Source organism: Enterococcus sp. 12C11_DIV0727, from assembly GCF_002148425.2.
Lineage (GTDB): Bacteria > Bacillota > Bacilli > Lactobacillales > Enterococcaceae > Enterococcus_L > Enterococcus_L lemimoniae.
Map to the genome: position 1 here is coordinate 297,501 of NZ_CP147248.1, position 18,051 is coordinate 315,551.

Here is an 18,051-nt window from a genome sequence, read left to right on the forward strand (position 1 = left end):
AGCAACGGATTGAAGCTCCGTGTGTCGGCAGTTCGATTCTGTCTTGCGCCATTTGGAGGAATAGCGAAGTGGCTAAACGCGACGGACTGTAAATCCGTTCCTTAGGGTTCAGTGGTTCGAATCCACTTTCCTCCATTACATAGTAGGGATATAGTTAAACGGTATAACTACGGTCTCCAAAACCGTCATTGTGGGTTCGATTCCTACTATCCCTGTTAAAATTTTATGGCGATTGTGGTGAAGTGGTTAACACAGCGGATTGTGGTTCCGCCATGCGTGGGTTCGATCCCCATCAGTCGCCCTTAGTTTTAAATTTTATGATATGTTTTATGGCGATTGTGGTGAAGTGGTTAACACAGCGGATTGTGGTTCCGCCACGCGTGGGTTCGATTCCCATCAGTCGCCCTTAGCTTTAATTTTTGGGGTATAGCCAAGCGGTAAGGCAACAGGTTTTGATCCTGTCATGCGTTGGTTCGAATCCAGCTACCCCAGTTTCTCTATTAGAGAATGACTAAATTATTAATATGGCGGTATAGCCAAGTGGTAAGGCAGAGGTCTGCAAAACCTTCATCACCGGTTCAAATCCGGTTACCGCCTTGCAAAATTATTTCATGCCGGCGTGGCGGAATTGGCAGACGCGCTGGACTCAAAATCCAGTGCCCGCGAGGGCGTGCCGGTTCGACCCCGGCCGCCGGTATAAAAAAACTGTTAAATCGTTGATTTGACAGTTTTTTTGCGTTGTTGTGCGAATGTTAAATTTTAGAGGATACATAAGATAAAGGTATGATAATGATTATTTAAGAGTTGAAATTACTTATAATTTTGAGATAAGAAATGAACAAACTCAAATTTTTTATGCATTTTGTTTTGTCGCTACACATTTGTTTTTTTTTGATTTATCAAGGGTATGTTGCAAAAGAGGTTGTTCTCATCATTGGAAATATACTTGAGGAAATTAGAAAAACATATTATCATATATTTCGAGAATACGAAGTAAGAACTAGATAAAAACTTGGAATTTGATAAATTTATTATTTCAATATAATATTTAATCTAGAATTTAATAGCGTGAAGAGAGTACGAGTAAATTTATTATGTTTGAAATATTTAACAAAATTTTGTATCGAATTACTCATGTGGACTGTATACTTGTAACATTAACGTTTCTGACGAATCGTTGATGTTTTTTATATACATTTTACTTTGGCTATCATTTAGGGATGATTTATTTCAAAATTTTAATAACTCACAAAAATGACCAGTGTAATGGACAGAAATCAGGGGAGCGTTTTCTTATGGATGAGTTATGATGAATATATTAAGGAGGTGTTATTATGAGTTCAAAAAAAGAACGCAAACAAACGTTACTGTTGCTTCTCTCGAAAAAACAAGATTATATGACTGCAGGAGAATTAGCAAGTATGCTAAATGCTTCTCCTAAGACCATTTATCGTTTAATAAAAAAAATTAACGATGAAACCTTCGATGGTTCGCTCATACTATCTGAAAAAGGAAGGGGATACAAGCTAGACTACGAAATATATATGAAACATGATCGATATTCAGTCGGAAAAAAAAGTAATTTTTCACCAAAAGAAAGACGGAGTCGGATTTTGGAGGAGTTGTTGTTATCTTCTCCAAAAGCTAAAAATGTTTATGAACTATTTGAGGAATACTATGTCGGAGATTCAGTGATATTTAATGATGAGCAACTATTAGCCGAAGAATTAAAAAAATATGATTTAACGCTTCAACGTAAAAATCGTGCGTTAGCAATTGTCGGTGATGAAACGGCAATCAGGAAAGCTATATCCGATAGAATACAAATGTTAAATATAATTGATATTGAGGATCTTAGAAACAATAAAGAGCTTAATTTTAATAATTATGATGTGCTGTTTGTTTTAGATCAATTGAAAAGTATCGAAAAGAAGCTTGATATTGTTATTCCAAATCCTTATAACGTAAACATTTTTTCGCATCTTTACATCTTAATCAGTCGTTCGCGAAAAGTGGATCTTTCTAAAAAATATGAATTGTCCAATGAGGAAGAAATTGAGCTAGAGAGAGACTTTACACTCAAAGCGGTTGCACAGGCATCGATTCAAAAGATAGAAGCGTATTTGAATAAAAAACTTTCGAAAGTGGAAGTTTACTATTTGTATCAATACTTAGTTTCTTCAAGAATGCAAGGTTCATTGAGTAAAGCAACAACTTTTTCTCCCAAGGTTATGAAAATCACTCATTTTTATCTGGACGAGATGAGTGCACAATTGAAAATTTTGATCAATAACGACACGATTTTTCTGGAGTTGGCTAATCATATTAAACCTATGCTGAACCGTCTTGAAAATGGGATACGCGTGAAAAATAGTTTGTTGGATCAAATAAAAATGACTTATGAAGTAATTTTTAGGAAAATAACGCAAGTATCTGATGCGGTAAGTAAAAAATATCAATTACCTGCCATAAATGAAGATGAAAATGGGTTTATCACATTATATTTTGCCCGAATCATTGAAACCAATCAGGTTCCTATTCGGACGTTGATTATGTGTACGACTGGAGTTGGGACTTCAGAGCTGTTGAGAGTAAAAGTTGAGAAAAAATTCCCGGAATTAAAAATCGTTGAAGTAGTTGCTACTCGAAATGTAGCAGAATCTTTAAAAAACCATTCCGATATTGAATTGATTCTCACAACCATTCATTTACAAAATAGGATACCCATCCAGTCTTTATTAGTAAGCGCAATGTTTACAATGGATGATCAGCATAGACTTCAAAGAAAGATCGAGGAAATATATCATGAACGCTAGTCCTTTATATCAGATTTTTCTAGATCGAGAGTTAATTTCTAAGCAGCAAGTGTATCAATTTATTGCGGAAACGGCAGTACCTTTATTGACGACGAAAGAAAAAGGGCAGATCGTTGACTCTTTCATTGCTCGTGAAAAGATAGGAAATAACCAGATTGCAGATCAAGTTGTATTGCCACATTTAGAAAATTCATTATTGAAAAAAAGTGAGATATATCTTATTCGATTAAAAGAGGAAATGCAAGAGTGGACGAAAGATATTCAGAATATAAAATTAATTATTGTCATCTTACTAAAAGAAGATGAAATGTTTGAAGAAAAAAAGGAAATCAGCAATTTTACTAGAAAATTGGCAGATGAACAATTCTTAGAAAAGCTGTTGACCCTGAAAATGGAAGCGGATTTTTATAAAGAAATACAAAAAAATGAGGAGGAAAAATGATGAAGATAGTAGGCGTAGCAGCATGTACTGTAGGGATTGCCCACACATATATTGCACAAGAAAAATTGGAGAATGCTGCAAAAAATGCAGGATATGATATTCATGTGGAAACACAAGGAACCATTGGAATTGAAAATGAATTAACGGATGAACAAATTAAGGAAGCGGATATTGTCATTTTAGCGATTGATGTAAAAATTTCCGGAAGAGAGCGTTTTGATGGAAAAAGAATCATTCAAGTTCCGACAGAAGTCGCTGTAAAATCACCGAATAAACTAATTGAAAAAGCGCAAGAAGTTATTGCAAAAGGCTAAGTAAACTCTTAGGAGGGATTGTAATGGAAGTAAAAGATATGGTTGATTTAAAAACAGTAAAGACAAATATGAATGCAAAAACGAAAGATGAAGCATTGAAAGAATTAGCTAATCTTTTACATGAAAATGGATATATCTCAGAGGTAGATGGTTTTATAAAAAATATCTACGTTAGAGAAGCGCAAGGTCAAACTGGTATTGGAAACTATATAGCTATTCCACATGGAAAAAGTCCATATGTAAAAAATATCGGTGTGGCTATTGGTATCAACAATACTGAAATCCCTTGGGAATCTTTAGATGGAAATGGCGTAAAAGGAATCATTCTTTTTGCAGTTGGAAATGATAACGAAGGAGCAACTAAGCACCTTAAACTATTGTCATTATTTGCGAGAAAACTTGGAAATGATGAAGTAGTGGAGGAACTTATTCAATCCGAATCACCAGAAGATGTAGTGAGAGCATTCTCTTAATGAAGACACAAAAAAGATATGCTGTGGATAATTTCAATAGAGGAGATCATAACATGGGTTATTTAAAAAATAGAAAATAAAAGAGCATTGTTTAGGGGGATAAAAATGAAAAAGATAAAAGAGCTGAATCTTAAAGGTCATTTATTAACAGCAATCTCATATTTAATTCCAATTGTCTGTGGAGCTGGATTTTTAATAGCAATTGGCATGGGTTTTGGTGGAACAAGTCAAGGAGCATTGATACCAGGTGAATTTTCAATTTGGAATGCTTTAGCAACTATGGGTGGTGCTGGATTAGGATTACTTCCTGTTGTTATAGCTACTGGGATTTCTTTTTCAATCGCTGGAAAACCCGGAATTGCTCCAGGATTTATCATTGGATTGACTGCCAATGCAATCGGAGCAGGATTTGTCGGTGGTATCTTAGGTGGTTATTTAGCTGGATATCTTGTATTAGCCATTTTAAAACATGTGAAATTACCAAGCTGGGCTAAAGGGTTGATGCCTACATTGATCATACCATTTTTAACTTCAATCATTGGTGGATTGATCATGGTCTATATTATTGGTACACCAATAACGGCATTAACTTCGCTATTAACGAATTTCTTAGACAGTCTTGGCAATTCGTCGTTATTGATTTTTGGCGGTGTAATTGGACTATTAAGTGGTATTGATTATGGTGGACCGATCAATAAAACAGTGTTCGCATTTGTTTTAACGATGCAAACAGAAGGGTTAAATGGGCCGATTACAGCATTGCAATTAGTAAATACAGCAACACCAATTGGATTTGGACTAGCATTCTTCTTTGCTAAATTATTCAGAAAAAATATTTACACAAAACTAGAAGTCGAAACGTTAAAATCAGCCGTACCAATGGGTGTTATCAATATCGTTGAGGGTGTCATTCCTTTAGTGATGAATGATATTGTTCGAGGAGTCATTGCTACAGCAATTGGTGGCTTTGTTGGTGGAGCAACAACGATGATTTTAGGGGCAGATGCGACAGTGCCTTTTGGTGGGGTATTAATGATCCCGACAATGAGCAAACCAATGGCTGGTATTATCGCAATCGTGGTGAATGCAGTTGTTACCGGTTTAGTTTTAGCCATTATCAAGAAAGATGTATCTGAAAAAGATGCAGAAGCATTAGTAGAAAAAGAAGAAGATGACATTAGTTTAGACGATATCCAAGTTTTCTAAAATGAAAAGGATCAATCACAATTGATGAAAGATTGAGAATGCTTCAAAAATAACAAATAGTCAATAGAAAGAGTTGAGAGCTGAAATGAATAAAGTTGAATTTTCTCCATCATTGATGACGATGGACTTGGACAAATTTAAGCAACAAATCACTTTTTTAAATAATCATGTTGATTCGTATCATATAGATATAATGGACGGTCATTATGTGCCAAACATTACTTTATCTCCATGGTTTATTGAGGAGTTAAGGAAAATTTCAGAAATACCAATGTCTGCACATCTAATGGTCGCAGACCCAAGTTTTTGGGTACAACAACTTGTAGATATCAAATGTGAATGGATCTGTATGCATGCAGAAGTTTTAGACGGTTTAGCCTTTCGTTTAATTGATCAGATTCATGATGCAGGCCTTAAAGCAGGGATTGTCATTAACCCTGAAACGCCAATTGAATCAATCTTCCCTTATATTGAATTATTGGATAAAATCACAATTATGACAGTTGATCCGGGCTTTGCTGGTCAACGATTTATTGAAAGCACACTTGATAAAATTGTTGATTTACGTAAGTTGCGTGAAGAAAAAGGTTATCACTATGTGATTGAAATGGATGGCTCTTCAAATAGAAAATCATTTAAACAGATTGATGCTGCTGGACCAGATATTTATATTGTCGGAAGAAGTGGATTATTCGGATTGGATGAAGAGATTGAAAAAGCTTGGGAAATCATGAGTACTGATTACGAAGAAATGACTGGAAAAAAAATGCCATAAATATTTTGACGGAGATAAGTCCCGTTTAACCTATTGGAAACAGAGTATTTGATAAAATTGATGAATTAGGAGTCAATATACTTCGTATTTCAGTATCTAGACTATTCAATCAGGTAACTTAGGGGATCTTAAACTACTAATGCTTTCTGATGCAATGACATATCTATTACGGACAAAAGATTCAAAAAGTAAAACTGATGACGTTATTAAATTGGGTGAATCGGGACCGATTGAATTTAGATGTAATAACCTGTATAAAAAACTACAAAATAAATGAGACAGCATCAAATAAAGTTGTTACCTAAGAAAATAGTGAAAATGCTTGTCTCAAATTGAGCGTACTTTAAAGATTTTAAGTATAAGAAAAAACACTACCAAAAATAACGATGCCTTTTGGTAGTATTTTTTAGTTAGAGAACGAAGAGCTCTTCATTCTCTTGTTATTTGTGTTATGGTTACTAACGATGTTCTTTTCGTTGTCTTAAAATCCAAGAGAAAGTAGCAAGGATTACAAGTAAAAATCCAATAGATAGTAGTATAATACTTTGATTATCCCCTGTTTTAGGAAGAGTTGTCTTTTGATTAGAGCTTATGTTACCTGTAATTCTTTTTTCCATTTCGAATGAACCAGATGTCTCAGTCTTTGTAGGTTTCTTTGATGGGACAGATTGTTTAGCGTAAATAAAGATAATAGATTGCTCTTTATTTGTAAGGATACCTTCAGTAGGCGTAGCATCCTTGACTTCCTTGAAAGAGTACCCTTCAATGGCGATAGGCGTTACATTAAAAGGATCACCTATGTTACCAGAAATTGTTTTAGATTCTGCAATTTTATTACCATCAGAGTCTTGATAAAAAATGGTCAAGTCTTTCGCTTTGACAATCTTTTTAGTGTAGATAAAGACAATAGACTGTTCTTTATCTGTAAGGATACCTTCAGTAGTCGTAGCATCCTTGACTTCCTTGAAAGAGTACCCTTCAATGGTGATAGGCGCTTCATTAAAAGGATCACCTATGTTACCAGAAATTGTTTTAGGTTCTGCAATTTTATTACCATCAGAGTCTTGATAAAAGACAGTTAAATTTTTGGCTTTGACTGGTTTTTTAGTATAGATAAAAGAAATAATTTGCTCAGAAAAAGAAAATGTACCTGTCAGACTGCCATTGTTTTCTTTAAATTCATATCCTTCTATGAAAAGCTTATATTCATTGTTTGAAACATCATATGAATTTCCGATAGTACCAGAAATTTTCTTAGGTAAATTGATTTGATTCCCCTCAGTGTCTCGGTATTCAAGTATTAAGTCCCCGGCTATATCTCGCTTTTTTTGCCATATATATGTGTCTGCATCATTTTTTCCATTATATTTTTCCATGAAACCTAGAGATGTCCAAACATTTTTCCCTGTTGGGATATCGTGGCTCCCATTTCCGATGTTTTGCCAATTTCCAGTATATACATCTGTTTCTTCTAAATCTTCTAAACCTGCATTAGTATTCATAAAAAAATTGGGAGACATTTTAATTTCTTCAAGAAAAAAATTAGATGTAAACATGTCTCGGATTGAGGTATCATCATACTTAGTAGTAAAATTTGAAATATCTAATTTCCGAAGATATGCCATGAAGTAAAACATCGAATCCATATTCTTTACATTAGATGTATCAAAACTAGATACGTCTAATTCTGTAATATTCATGCAAGATTCGAACATATTTGCCATATTGGTAACCTTGGTAGTGTTAAAATTTGATAAATTTAGTTCTAATAAACTTTCATTATATGCGAACATTCCGGACATATTGGTGACATTGGACGTGTTGAAGTTAGAGACATCAATATGATTTATGTTACGACAGCCATAAAACATATCAGACATGTCAATGACTTTTGATGTGTCAAAAGTAGAAATACTTAAATTTTCAAGTGATAGGTTTCCACTAAACATTTCCGACATATTTATTACTTCACTAGTATTAAAATTAGATAGATTTAAATTTTTTAGTTCATGCATGTTATGAAACATTCGATTCATTGTTTGAGTATTAGCAGTATCGAAGCTTGATACATCAAGTGTTTCTAAAGAATGAGTTTCAGAAAACATTTCGGACATATTTGTAACCTGTGCTGTATTAAAATGTTTAATATCTAAATTCTTTAGATACCAAGCATTAAAAAACATATTAGACATATCCGTGACCCTAGAAGTATCAAATGTTGATAAATCTAAGGCTGATATTAAAGAAGTCCATGCAAACATACTTGACATATTTGTAGTTTTAGAAGTATCAATTTTAGAAGTTTCTAAGTCGGCTAAATTTGTCAAATTTGAAAATAATTTTGTACTATTTTCTGGAGTGAAGACTTTTTCCGAAAAAAAGATGTGCCAAATATTTAGTTGATCTAAAGTTCCATTCATCCAAGGAGAGGATTGGTAATCTCCAAGTGTGCCTTCGCTTGTGAAAGTTAATGATTTTGTATCCATGTCAAATTCCCATGTCACATCACCCCAAATACCAGTTGTATTAGATGAAGTTGTAGTTGGCTCGCTATAAACTATCCCGTCAGGCTGTTCCATATTTTCTATTGCCGGTTCTTCTGAAGAAGTATTTTGACTAAACTGTTCTTTACTCTCACTTGTGCTCTCTTTATTAGGTTCAGTAGACATCTGAGATTCTGATACATCTAATGAGTCAACATCAGATGTACTAAGTGTTTGTAAAGGTGTGTTTGAGTCTACTTTAGGGGTTGTTGTTTCCGCAAATACATTTATTTGAGGAAAAACAAGATTAAAAACAAGAATACTACATATAAACAGTCGTAAACCAACTCTCCACTTTCTTATTACTCGTTGTTTCTTCCTATTAAGATACATAATACTATTACCCTCCTAATTATCTAATTTAATTATAATTATTTTCTCATTATAAAAGTGTGTAGTCAAGGAGGAATTCAATAAATAAAATTAAATAGTTTATTTATTTTAATATTATTAACATTTTTTATATAATTACATGCTATGATACTTTCACAATGTGTGACTTCAAGTCGAATTGGTGCGGAAAAGGCGCAGATATTTGGATTTACGAAAACTTGCAATTCTAGTAAAATTTTTATTTCTGCTATTGATTGGTTTGCATCTGAATTTGTTCATGATCAATACTTTTGGACAGAAAAGGAGTTTTGGATCGAGAAAGTGTCCACTCTCACGCTTTATTAGCTTATTAAGAGCCTAAAAAATAACTCAAACATTTTTCAGTTTTTTCATGAGAGCGATCCATTTATAAAAAAATTGAATAGTGAGTAATTAGAAGCAACTAATCAAGATATACAAAAACTTTTAGAATAAGATGCGTTACCTATAATTTTTTACCGTCAAGGCTTTTAGAATCTTACAGATTGGACGGCGACTTTTTACTTAGACACTTTCTACATAGAGAGAAAGCCAATATATCAAGACTTTTTATTAACAGATAAAATGAATGAATCTAGAAATGCTAAACGAATGAACATCTGCCAAAATACATTGAAAAGAAAGTATTTTAGCTTTACTTGCGTCCCAACAGCAAACTAGGGCAGATTAACTTGATGGTGTCTATAAAACTGTGGAAGAACGTCATGACAGAAATAAGGATTTGTATAAATAGAACTAATTAAATATATTTAGTAAGAGTAATGAAAAAGTAATCAATATCTTAATGTAAAAAAAGTAGTTCTTCTCAAAGTTGATAGTATTTTTTACTATGTTGACAACGCTTTACTTTCATGTTTTAATAACAAGAGAAATCAAGATTGTTACTGAATTTTCAGGCTATACTTTATTTCTTTTTATCAACATTTAATTAGCTAGCTGATCTAATCTCATTGAGGAGATATTATGGAAGTCAAAAAAGTAATCAATAATAATATTGTAAAGTCTCTTAATGCTGACGGTCATGAAGTATTAGTGATGGGCAAAGGGATTGGGTTTAAAAAAAGTGTTGGGGATGCTATCGATGCTAAGCTTATTGAGAAAGTCTATACAAGCAATGCCGATTTAACAACAAATAAGCTAACGCAATTATTGTCAAATGTTCGTTTGGAGCATTTACAAGTTGCAAATGAAATCATTGGTTTTGCTAAAGTCTCTCTAGGTAAAAAGTTGAATGAAAATATCTACCTTACTCTAACCGATCATATTGATTATGCAATTGAACGGCATAACAATGGCTTACCTGTTAGAAATGCACTTTTGTGGGAAATTAAACGGTTTTACAATCATGAATATTTGATTGGAAAAGAAGCCTTGACCATTATTTCCAATCGTTTGGATATTGAACTGCCAGAGGATGAAGCTGGTTTTATCGCACTGCATATTGTGAATGCAGAACTAGATTTATCCCAAGTCAGTCAAGTGTCTGAAATGACAAAAGTCATTCAAAAAATCATCAATATTGTTAAATATCACTATAAAACAGATTTGGACGAATATACGTTAAATTATGAACGGTTCATTACTCATTTGAAATTTTTTGTGCAACGATTATTTAGTGGAATCGAGCTAGATAAAGACAAAGATGAAGGCTTCTTGTTTATGCTAAAAGAAAAATATCAAGAAGAATACCTTTGTGCATTGAAGATTCGTGATTATATTGGTAAAGAATTTGGTCGTGATTTAAAAGAAGACGAGATGATTTATCTCACTATCCATATCAGAAGAATAACCAACAATTAAAGGATTGTTACTGCGTAAAAGCAGGCTATACCTAAGAAAAATCTCTTTGAAATAAGAGGTTTCTTAGGTATTTTTTATGTTTAAAATTGAGCTAGGAAAAAAAGAAGTACGGAGGAAATTACATGAATTATCAAGATTTAGCACAAGAAATCATCGAGAATATCGGTGGGGATAAAAATGTGAGCGGATTAACACATTGTGCCACTAGATTGCGTTTTAATCTAAAAGATGAAGGGAAAGCTCAAACGGATGCTATCAAAAATACGGCTGGTGTAATGGGTGTTGTTTCAAAAGGTGGACAATATCAAGTAATTATCGGCAGTGATGTTGGTAGTGTATATAAGGAAATTTTAAAGAAGATACCAGCATTAGATGGCCAACAAATGGAATCAAATGAAGTAGATGACCGAGGTATGGCATCGAAAATTATCGATACGATCACAGGAATTTTTACACCGATTCTGCCAGCAATCACAGCAGCTGGGATGCTTAAAGCTGTTCTTTCGTTATTGGTTGTTTTCAATGCAATCGATAAAACGGGTCAAACCTATATCATTATTGATTTTATGGCAGACTCGGCATTTTATTTCTTACCAATTCTATTAGCGGCGTCGTCAGCACAAAAATTTAAAACCAATATGTATTTAGCAATGATGGTAGGTGGAATTTTACTTCATCCAAACTTTGTCGGAATGGTAAATGCAATCAAAGAAGCTGGTGAAGGCGGAATACATCTTTTTGGTATGCCAATTTCTGCGGTAACGTATGGTTCATCCGTTATTCCGATTATCTTATCTGTTTGGTTTATGTCTTATGTTGAACCGATTGCAGATAAAGTATCACCGAAAGTAATCAAGTTTTTCAGTAAACCTTTGATTACGATTGCTGTTGTCGGAACGATTTCTCTAGTTGTGATTGGTCCAATTGGCTACTTGATCAGTGATGGTATTTCAAATGGTATCAAAGCATTAGAAAACTTTAGTCCTTGGTTAGTACCAACGATTATTGGTGCATTCACGCCATTATTTGTCGCTACTGGCACGCATTATGGTCTTGTTCCGATTGGTATCAATAATCGCATGACAACGGGTTATGATACGGTGATTTATCCAGGGATGTTAGCGTCAAATCTTGGTCAAGGTGCTGCTTCATTAGCAGTTGGACTTAAAAGTAAAGATTCTTCAATCAAACAATTAGCCGCATCTGCTGGATTAACGGGTCTATTCGGTATTACTGAGCCAGCGTTATATGGTGTTAACTTAAGATTTAAAACACCTTTGTATGCGGCAATGATCGGAGGCGGACTTGGTGGTTTGTTTATGGGGATTAGCCGTGTCAAAAACTTTACTGGTGGTTCACCAGGTTTATTGACACTTCCAAGTTATATCGGTGACGATACGTTAAAGCATTTGTATCTGGCTTGTATTGGGGCAGCGATCAGTATCGTGATTTCATTTGTGATTTCATATATTTTATATAAAGAGCCTGTTACAGAGGGGACTCAAAAAGAAACTAAAAGTGATGTAGTAGTGAATGATACTGTTTCTGAAGATGTCGTGAATGTTATGACACCTGTCAAAGGCGAAATCGTTCCGTTGTCAGCAGTTGAAGATGGCATGTTCTCAGAAGAAATATTAGGCAAAGGCTTTGCAGTAAAACCTGTGGAAGGGATTGTTTATGCACCTCTTTCTGGAACTGTCACTGCTGTATTTGACTCCAAACATGCTATAGGCTTAACTAGTGAGACTGGTGTAGAATTATTGATCCATATCGGTATCGATACAGTTCAGCTAAATGCAGAGGGCTATCAATACTTTGTCACAAAAGGGCAAAAAATCCAAACAGGTGATAAGTTAATTGAATTTGACTTAGAAAAAATTACAGAAAAAGGCTATAATATTATTACACCCGTTGTTGTAACAAATTCAACAGATTTTGGCGATATTATTACGTTGACTAAATCGTTGTCTGAACCAGGTGAACAAGTAATGAAGGTTATTCGTTAAAAGAAAACCTTTTATACTAATAAATTGGAGGATGATTTGAATGGGATTTAGAAAAGACTTTTTATGGGGCGGCGCAACCGCAGCGAATCAATGTGAAGGGGGCTATAACGAAGGTGGTCGCGGCTTAGCGAACGTAGATTTAGCACCAGTCGGACCAGATCGTTTTCCAGTGATCACTGGCGAGAAAAAAATGTTTCATTTTGATGAAGAACATTTTTATCCAGCACAAAATGCGATCGATATGTACCACCGTTATCAAGAAGATATTGCCTTGTTTGGCGAAATGGGCTTTAAAACCTATCGTTTATCGATTGCGTGGAGTCGTATTTTCCCATTAGGTGATGAAACAGAGCCAAATGAAGAAGGCTTGAAATTCTATGAAGATTTGTTCAAAGAATGCCGCAAACATAACATTGAGCCTCTTGTAACGATCACTCACTTTGATTGTCCAATGCATTTAGTGGAAAAATATGGCGCATGGCGCAGTCGTGAGTTGGTTGGCTTTTACGAGAACCTATGTAACGTGATTTTCAATCGTTATAAAGGCTTGGTTAAATATTGGTTGACATTCAATGAAATCAATATGATCTTACACGCACCTTTTATGGGCGCAGGTCTTTATTTTGAAGAAGGCGAGAACAAAGAACAAGTGAAATATCAAGCGGCACATCATGAATTATTAGCAAGTGCGATCGCAACAAAAATTGCGCATGAAGTTGATCCTGAAAACCAAGTCGGCTGTATGTTAGCGGCAGGAACCAACTATGCATATACTTGTAAACCAGAAGACGTTTGGGCAGCGCGCAAAGCGGATCGCGAAAACTTCTTCTTTATCGATGTTCAGTCGCGTGGGGAATACCCTGCGTATGCGTTGAAAGAATTAGAACGTGAAGGTATCGAATTACCAATTGAAGACGGTGATTTAGAATTATTGAAAGAACACACAGTAGACTTTATTTCATTCTCATACTACTCATCACGTGTTCAATCAACTGATCCAGCAGTTAACGAACAAACAGCCGGTAATATCTTTGCCTCAGTGAAGAATCCTTATTTAGAAGCAAGTGAATGGGGCTGGCAGATTGATCCGCTAGGCTTACGGACAACGATGAACGACTTGTATGACCGTTACCAAAAACCATTGTTTATCGTGGAAAACGGCTTAGGTGCGGTGGATACACCAGACGAAAACGGCAACGTGATTGATGATTACCGGATCGAATATCTAGCGGCGCACATCCAAGCAATGAAAGACGCAGTAGAACTTGATGGCGTCGATTTACTAGGCTATACAACGTGGGGCTGTATCGATTTAGTGTCAGCTGGAACAGGGGAAATGAAAAAACGTTATGGTTTTATCTATGTGGATCGTGACAACGAAGGCAATGGCACTTTGAAACGTTCGAAGAAAAAATCATTTGACTGGTATAAAAAAGTTATTGCGACTAATGGAGAAGATTTAACGAACGCATAAATAAGATAAAAGGACAAAAACGAGAAAAAAACTCGTTTTTGTCCTTTTTTTGTAACCTGTTACGTAAAATGGAACAAAATACAAGCTGCTGTTCTTCTCATCAAGAGTTTGGAAACCGCTTTAAAAAGAGAGTGCTTCAAGGTATGCTTATCTCGTCAAAAGGAAAACTCGAGGATTCCGACAATAAAAATCAAAAATAGATTGGTGGAAGACATGATGAAAAAAAGAGACTTTGTCGATACAAATGATTTTACGAAAGCAGAAATCGATTTTATGATCCAATTGGCTTTAAAATTAAAAGAATCCATTAAAAATGGTTATTATCCTCCGCTCTTAAAAGATAAAACTCTTGGAATGATTTTTGAACAATCGTCAACTCGTACCAGAGTATCATTTGAAACCGCCATGACCCAGCTCGGCGGACATGCTCAATATTTAGCACCGGGTCAAATTCAATTAGGTGGGCATGAGTCTTTAGGAGATACAGCCAGAGTGTTATCTCGATTAGTTGATATTTTAATGGCTCGTGTTGAACGCCATCAAACAATCGTTGATTTAGCCAAAGACGCAACGATTCCAGTTATCAACGGCATGAGTGATTATAATCATCCAACACAAGAATTAGGCGACATTATTACCATGACAGAACATTTACCAGCAGGTAAAAAACTCAGTGATTGTAAAATTGTCTTTGTCGGTGATGCTACTCAAGTCTGTGTGTCTACAATGTTTATGGCAACAAAAATGGGGATGGATTTTGTTCAGTTCGGACCAAAAGGATTTCAAATCAAAGCAGAAACTCTTGCCATCGGCCAAAAGAATGCTGAACTTTCTGGCAGTAGTGTCTTAATCACAGAAAATGCTGAAGAAGCGATGAAAGATGCCGATTTTATTTATACAGATGTTTGGTACGGCTTATATGAAGCAGAACTATCAGAAGAAGAGCGGATGGCGACGTTCTATCCGAAATACCAAGTCAATAAATCATTGATCGATATGGCTGCACCTCACGTTAAATTTTTACATTGCTTACCTGCGACCAGAGGAGAAGAAGTCACCGATGAAGTCTTGGATGCTCCATACTCTGTTGTTTTAGATGAAGCTGAAAATCGCTTGACAGCCATGCGTTCATTATTAGTCTATTTCATGAATCCTTATTTAGATTATGCTAGTGCGGCTGTTGGTGAGCAGTATGATGCAGAATTTGAATTAATGTTAAGAAATGCTGTAGTTGCTAAGTGATTTTTAAAGAAATGATGAAATAGAAGCAGAGCCAATCGTCAATTGTTTGCTCCTTCTATTTCCATTTTCTTTAATGAAAGGTGCGTACAAAACATGAAAGAAAAAAAGAAATTTCGGTTGTTTGACGCAGTTCTAATGGCGGTTGTTGTCATCCTTGTTGTGGAATCTGCCGCTCCAGCCGCTGCTATTGGCTCCTCACAATTTTTCTGGTGGGGGATTTTACTTATTTTGTTCTTTTTACCATATGGTTTAATTTCAGCTGAACTAGGGACGACGTATACTGGAGATGGAGGAATTTATGATTGGGTAAAAATGGCCTTCGGTCGTCGCTGGGGTGCTCGAGTAGCTTGGTTTTATTGGATCAATTTCCCAATTTGGATGGCAAGTTTAGCTGTTTTATTTACAGAGGTCATGACTCAAATTTTCGGATTAGAACTGGGAACGCATGTTTTGATCTTGGGACAGTTAGTCTTTATTTGGGCCGTTACGTTTATTAGTTGTTTTCCAGTTAGTGATAGTAAATGGATCTTAAATCTAGCAGCATTTGCTAAAGTAGCCATCATGGTTTGTTTAGGTGTTTTAGGAATTTATCACGCTGTGACCAAAGGGATGGCAAACGATTTTTCTGGTAGAGCTTTACTGCCAAGTTTTGATTTGGAAAGTTTAAGTTTTATTTCAGTGATATTATTTAACTTTTTAGGGTTTGAAGTGGTCACAACACTTGCTAGTGATATGGAGAATCCTAAAAAACAAATTCCTCAAGCCATTATTTTCGGTGGTATTTTAATTGCCTTCTTCTATCTATTTGCTGCATTTGGGATGGGTGCGGCAGTTTCAGCAGATCAATTGTCGACGTCTGGTGGCTTGATCGATAGCTTTATCTTATTGGTTGGAGGAATCAATCCATTTGTCATCATTATTGGGTTGTTGTTTATGTATACGTTAGCTGCAAATCTGATTTCTTGGGCTTTAGGAGTCAACTACGTTGCTTTTTACGCTGCTAAAAACCACGATATGCCAAAAGTATTTGTAAAAGAAAATCCTAAAAATGAAATGCCGGTAGGCGCATCTATCGTCAATGGAATCGTGGCTTCAGTCTTAGTAATAGCTGCACCATTTATTCCAAATGAAAATATTTTTTGGGCCTTCTTCGCTTTAAATGTGGTGGCATTGCTAATTTCATATATTATGATGTTCCCTGCTTTCTTAAAATTACGTAAAATCGATCCTGATCAAGAACGACCGTTTAAAGTACCGGGAGGACCTACTCTACTAAAAATAATTGCCTATGTACCATTTATTTTATTAGTTATTACCTTATTTTTCTCAGTTGTACCATTATCCAGTACAGAATTTAGTGAGAAAATCCCGATTTTAATTGGAACAGTTGTTGCCACGATCATAGGTGAAATTTGTATTCGTCTAGGCGATAAAGAGTATGCAAAAAAACAAGTAGAAAAAAATCAAGATAAAAGGAGTGTCGAACATGAAAACAATTGATAGTTCACCAAAAAAAGATGGGTTTCGCATGCCAGGAGAATTTGAACCTCACCAAGGAGTTTATATTTTATGGCCAGAACGTCCAGATAACTGGCGAAATGGTGGTAAGCCAGCTCAAAAAACATTTGTAGCGATAGCCGTTGCAATCAGCGAATTTGAACCTGTGACAGTTGGTGTATCTGCTGAACAATATGATAATGCTCGTCATATGTTGCCTGAAAGTGTTCGTGTTGTTGAAATTGCTAACGATGATGCCTGGGTTCGAGATTGTGGCCCAACTTTTGTTAAAAATGATGAAGGTGAAATCCGTGGTGTGGATTGGACGTTTAATTCATGGGGTGGCTTAGTCGACGGTCTTTATTTCCCTTGGGACAAAGATGATCAAGTAGCACAAAAAATTTGTGAAGTAGAGTGGAAAGATCGTTATCGCTTAAATGATTTTGTCTTAGAAGGCGGCTCAATTCATGTGGATGGTGAAGGGACGTTAATCACGACGGAAGAGTGCTTACTTTCAGAAGGTCGAAATGCTCAACTTTCAAAAGAGCAAATCGAACAAGTCTTAAAAGAATATCTTTCATTAGAAAAGATTATTTGGCTAAAACGCGGTATTTATTTAGACGAAACGAATGGTCACGTAGATAATATCGTTAATTTTGTAAAACCAGGTGAAGTCGTTTTGGCTTGGACCGATGATCAAAATGATCCACAATATGAAATTTCCAAAGAGTGCTTAGCTATTTTAGAAAATGAAACAGATGCTAAAGGTCGTAAGCTGGTTATTCATAAATTATTTGTACCAAAACCTATTTTGATCACCGAAGAAGAAAGTTTCGGTGTCGATGCAGTAGCAGGTACATTACCGCGAGAAGAAGGGGACCGTTTAGCTGCCAGTTATGCAAATTACTATACAGCCAATGGCGGTATCGTTTTACCGTTGTTTGATGATCCGAATGATGAAAAAGCAATAAGTTTATTGCAAAAATTATATCCTGATAGAAAAGTTGTTGGTGTACCTGCAAGAGAAATTCTTTTAGGCGGTGGCAACATTCACTGTATTACCCAGCAAGTACCCAAATGAGGTGGAACCT

General features: G+C 35.3%; 13 protein-coding genes and 8 tRNA genes (1 of these 21 cut by a window edge). 20 read left to right on the forward strand and 1 reads right to left on the reverse strand.

The annotated features are described in order from the left end of the window. The 14 genes from A5866_RS01480 to alsE form a co-directional block, all read left to right on the forward strand. A tRNA-Phe gene (locus tag A5866_RS01480) sits at nt 1–51 on the forward strand (it extends 22 nt beyond the left edge of the window). 3 nt (nt 52–54) lie between these two features. Further along, nucleotides 55–135, forward strand: a tRNA-Tyr gene (locus tag A5866_RS01485). A 9-nt stretch (nt 136–144) separates the two neighbouring features. Next, nucleotides 145–215: transfer RNA gene (locus tag A5866_RS01490), tRNA-Trp, on the forward strand. 13 nt (nt 216–228) lie between these two features. Further along, nucleotides 229–301: transfer RNA gene (locus A5866_RS01495), tRNA-His, on the forward strand. Nucleotides 302–332: 31 nt separating this feature from the next. Then, nucleotides 333–405, forward strand: a tRNA-His gene (locus A5866_RS01500). Nucleotides 406–420: 15 nt separating this feature from the next. Next, a tRNA-Gln gene (locus tag A5866_RS01505) sits at nt 421–492 on the forward strand. A gap of 34 nt (nt 493–526) precedes the next feature. Next, nucleotides 527–597 (forward strand) — tRNA-Cys (locus A5866_RS01510). 16 nt (nt 598–613) lie between these two features. Further along, nucleotides 614–697 (forward strand) — tRNA-Leu (locus A5866_RS01515). A 637-nt stretch (nt 698–1,334) separates the two neighbouring features. Further along, nucleotides 1,335–2,816: a BglG family transcription antiterminator gene (locus A5866_RS01520; protein ID WP_086444586.1), complete on the forward strand. Its 1,482-nt coding sequence runs from the start codon at nt 1,335–1,337 to the stop codon at nt 2,814–2,816. Then, nucleotides 2,806–3,258, forward strand: coding sequence for a PTS sugar transporter subunit IIA (locus A5866_RS01525; protein WP_086444585.1), 453 nt, complete (start codon nt 2,806–2,808; stop codon nt 3,256–3,258). Before A5866_RS01520 ends, A5866_RS01525 begins: the two co-directional genes overlap by 11 nt. Next, on the forward strand, nt 3,258–3,572 hold the full coding sequence (locus tag A5866_RS01530; RefSeq protein ID WP_086444584.1) for a PTS fructose transporter subunit IIB: 315 nt from the start codon (nt 3,258–3,260) through the stop codon (nt 3,570–3,572). Before A5866_RS01525 ends, A5866_RS01530 begins: the two co-directional genes overlap by 1 nt. Nucleotides 3,573–3,595: 23 nt before the next feature. Continuing rightward, a complete protein-coding gene (locus A5866_RS01535) occupies nt 3,596–4,045 on the forward strand; it encodes a PTS sugar transporter subunit IIA (protein ID WP_086444583.1) in 450 nt (149 codons plus the stop codon). A 105-nt stretch (nt 4,046–4,150) separates the two neighbouring features. Then, a complete protein-coding gene (locus A5866_RS01540) occupies nt 4,151–5,251 on the forward strand; it encodes a PTS fructose transporter subunit IIC (protein ID WP_086444582.1) in 1,101 nt (366 codons plus the stop codon). Nucleotides 5,252–5,336: 85 nt separating this feature from the next. Further along, nucleotides 5,337–6,026: a D-allulose 6-phosphate 3-epimerase gene (gene alsE / locus A5866_RS01545; protein ID WP_086444581.1), complete on the forward strand. Its 690-nt coding sequence runs from the start codon at nt 5,337–5,339 to the stop codon at nt 6,024–6,026. Between the two features lie 458 nt (nt 6,027–6,484). Here alsE and A5866_RS01550 read toward each other — a convergent pair whose 3' ends face one another. After that, a complete protein-coding gene (locus tag A5866_RS01550; RefSeq protein ID WP_086444580.1) occupies nt 6,485–8,902 on the reverse strand; it encodes a BspA family leucine-rich repeat surface protein in 2,418 nt (805 codons plus the stop codon). Nucleotides 8,903–9,904: 1,002 nt separating this feature from the next. Here A5866_RS01550 and licT point away from each other — a divergent pair. The 6 genes from licT to aguA all read left to right on the forward strand — a co-directional run bounded on the left by licT (nt 9,905) and on the right by aguA (nt 18,041). Then, on the forward strand, nt 9,905–10,741 hold the full coding sequence (licT, locus tag A5866_RS01555) for a BglG family transcription antiterminator LicT (RefSeq protein WP_086444579.1): 837 nt from the start codon (nt 9,905–9,907) through the stop codon (nt 10,739–10,741). A gap of 122 nt (nt 10,742–10,863) precedes the next feature. After that, entirely contained in the window at nt 10,864–12,747 is a 1,884-nt protein-coding gene (locus A5866_RS01560) for a beta-glucoside-specific PTS transporter subunit IIABC (protein ID WP_086444578.1), read from the forward strand. 40 nt (nt 12,748–12,787) lie between these two features. Next, a complete protein-coding gene (locus A5866_RS01565) occupies nt 12,788–14,221 on the forward strand; it encodes a 6-phospho-beta-glucosidase (protein ID WP_086281928.1) in 1,434 nt (477 codons plus the stop codon). Nucleotides 14,222–14,437: 216 nt separating this feature from the next. Then, entirely contained in the window at nt 14,438–15,463 is a 1,026-nt protein-coding gene (gene ptcA / locus A5866_RS01570) for a putrescine carbamoyltransferase (protein ID WP_217871568.1), read from the forward strand. A gap of 93 nt (nt 15,464–15,556) precedes the next feature. Beyond that, nucleotides 15,557–16,963: an APC family permease gene (locus A5866_RS01575; protein ID WP_086444576.1), complete on the forward strand. Its 1,407-nt coding sequence runs from the start codon at nt 15,557–15,559 to the stop codon at nt 16,961–16,963. Beyond that, nucleotides 16,950–18,041 carry an agmatine deiminase gene (aguA, locus tag A5866_RS01580; protein ID WP_086281926.1) on the forward strand — a complete coding sequence of 364 codons (1,092 nt, stop codon included), beginning with the start codon at nt 16,950–16,952 and terminating at the stop codon, nt 18,039–18,041. The genes A5866_RS01575 and aguA overlap by 14 nt, the downstream gene beginning before the upstream one ends. Nucleotides 18,042–18,051: the final 10 nt, after the last annotated feature.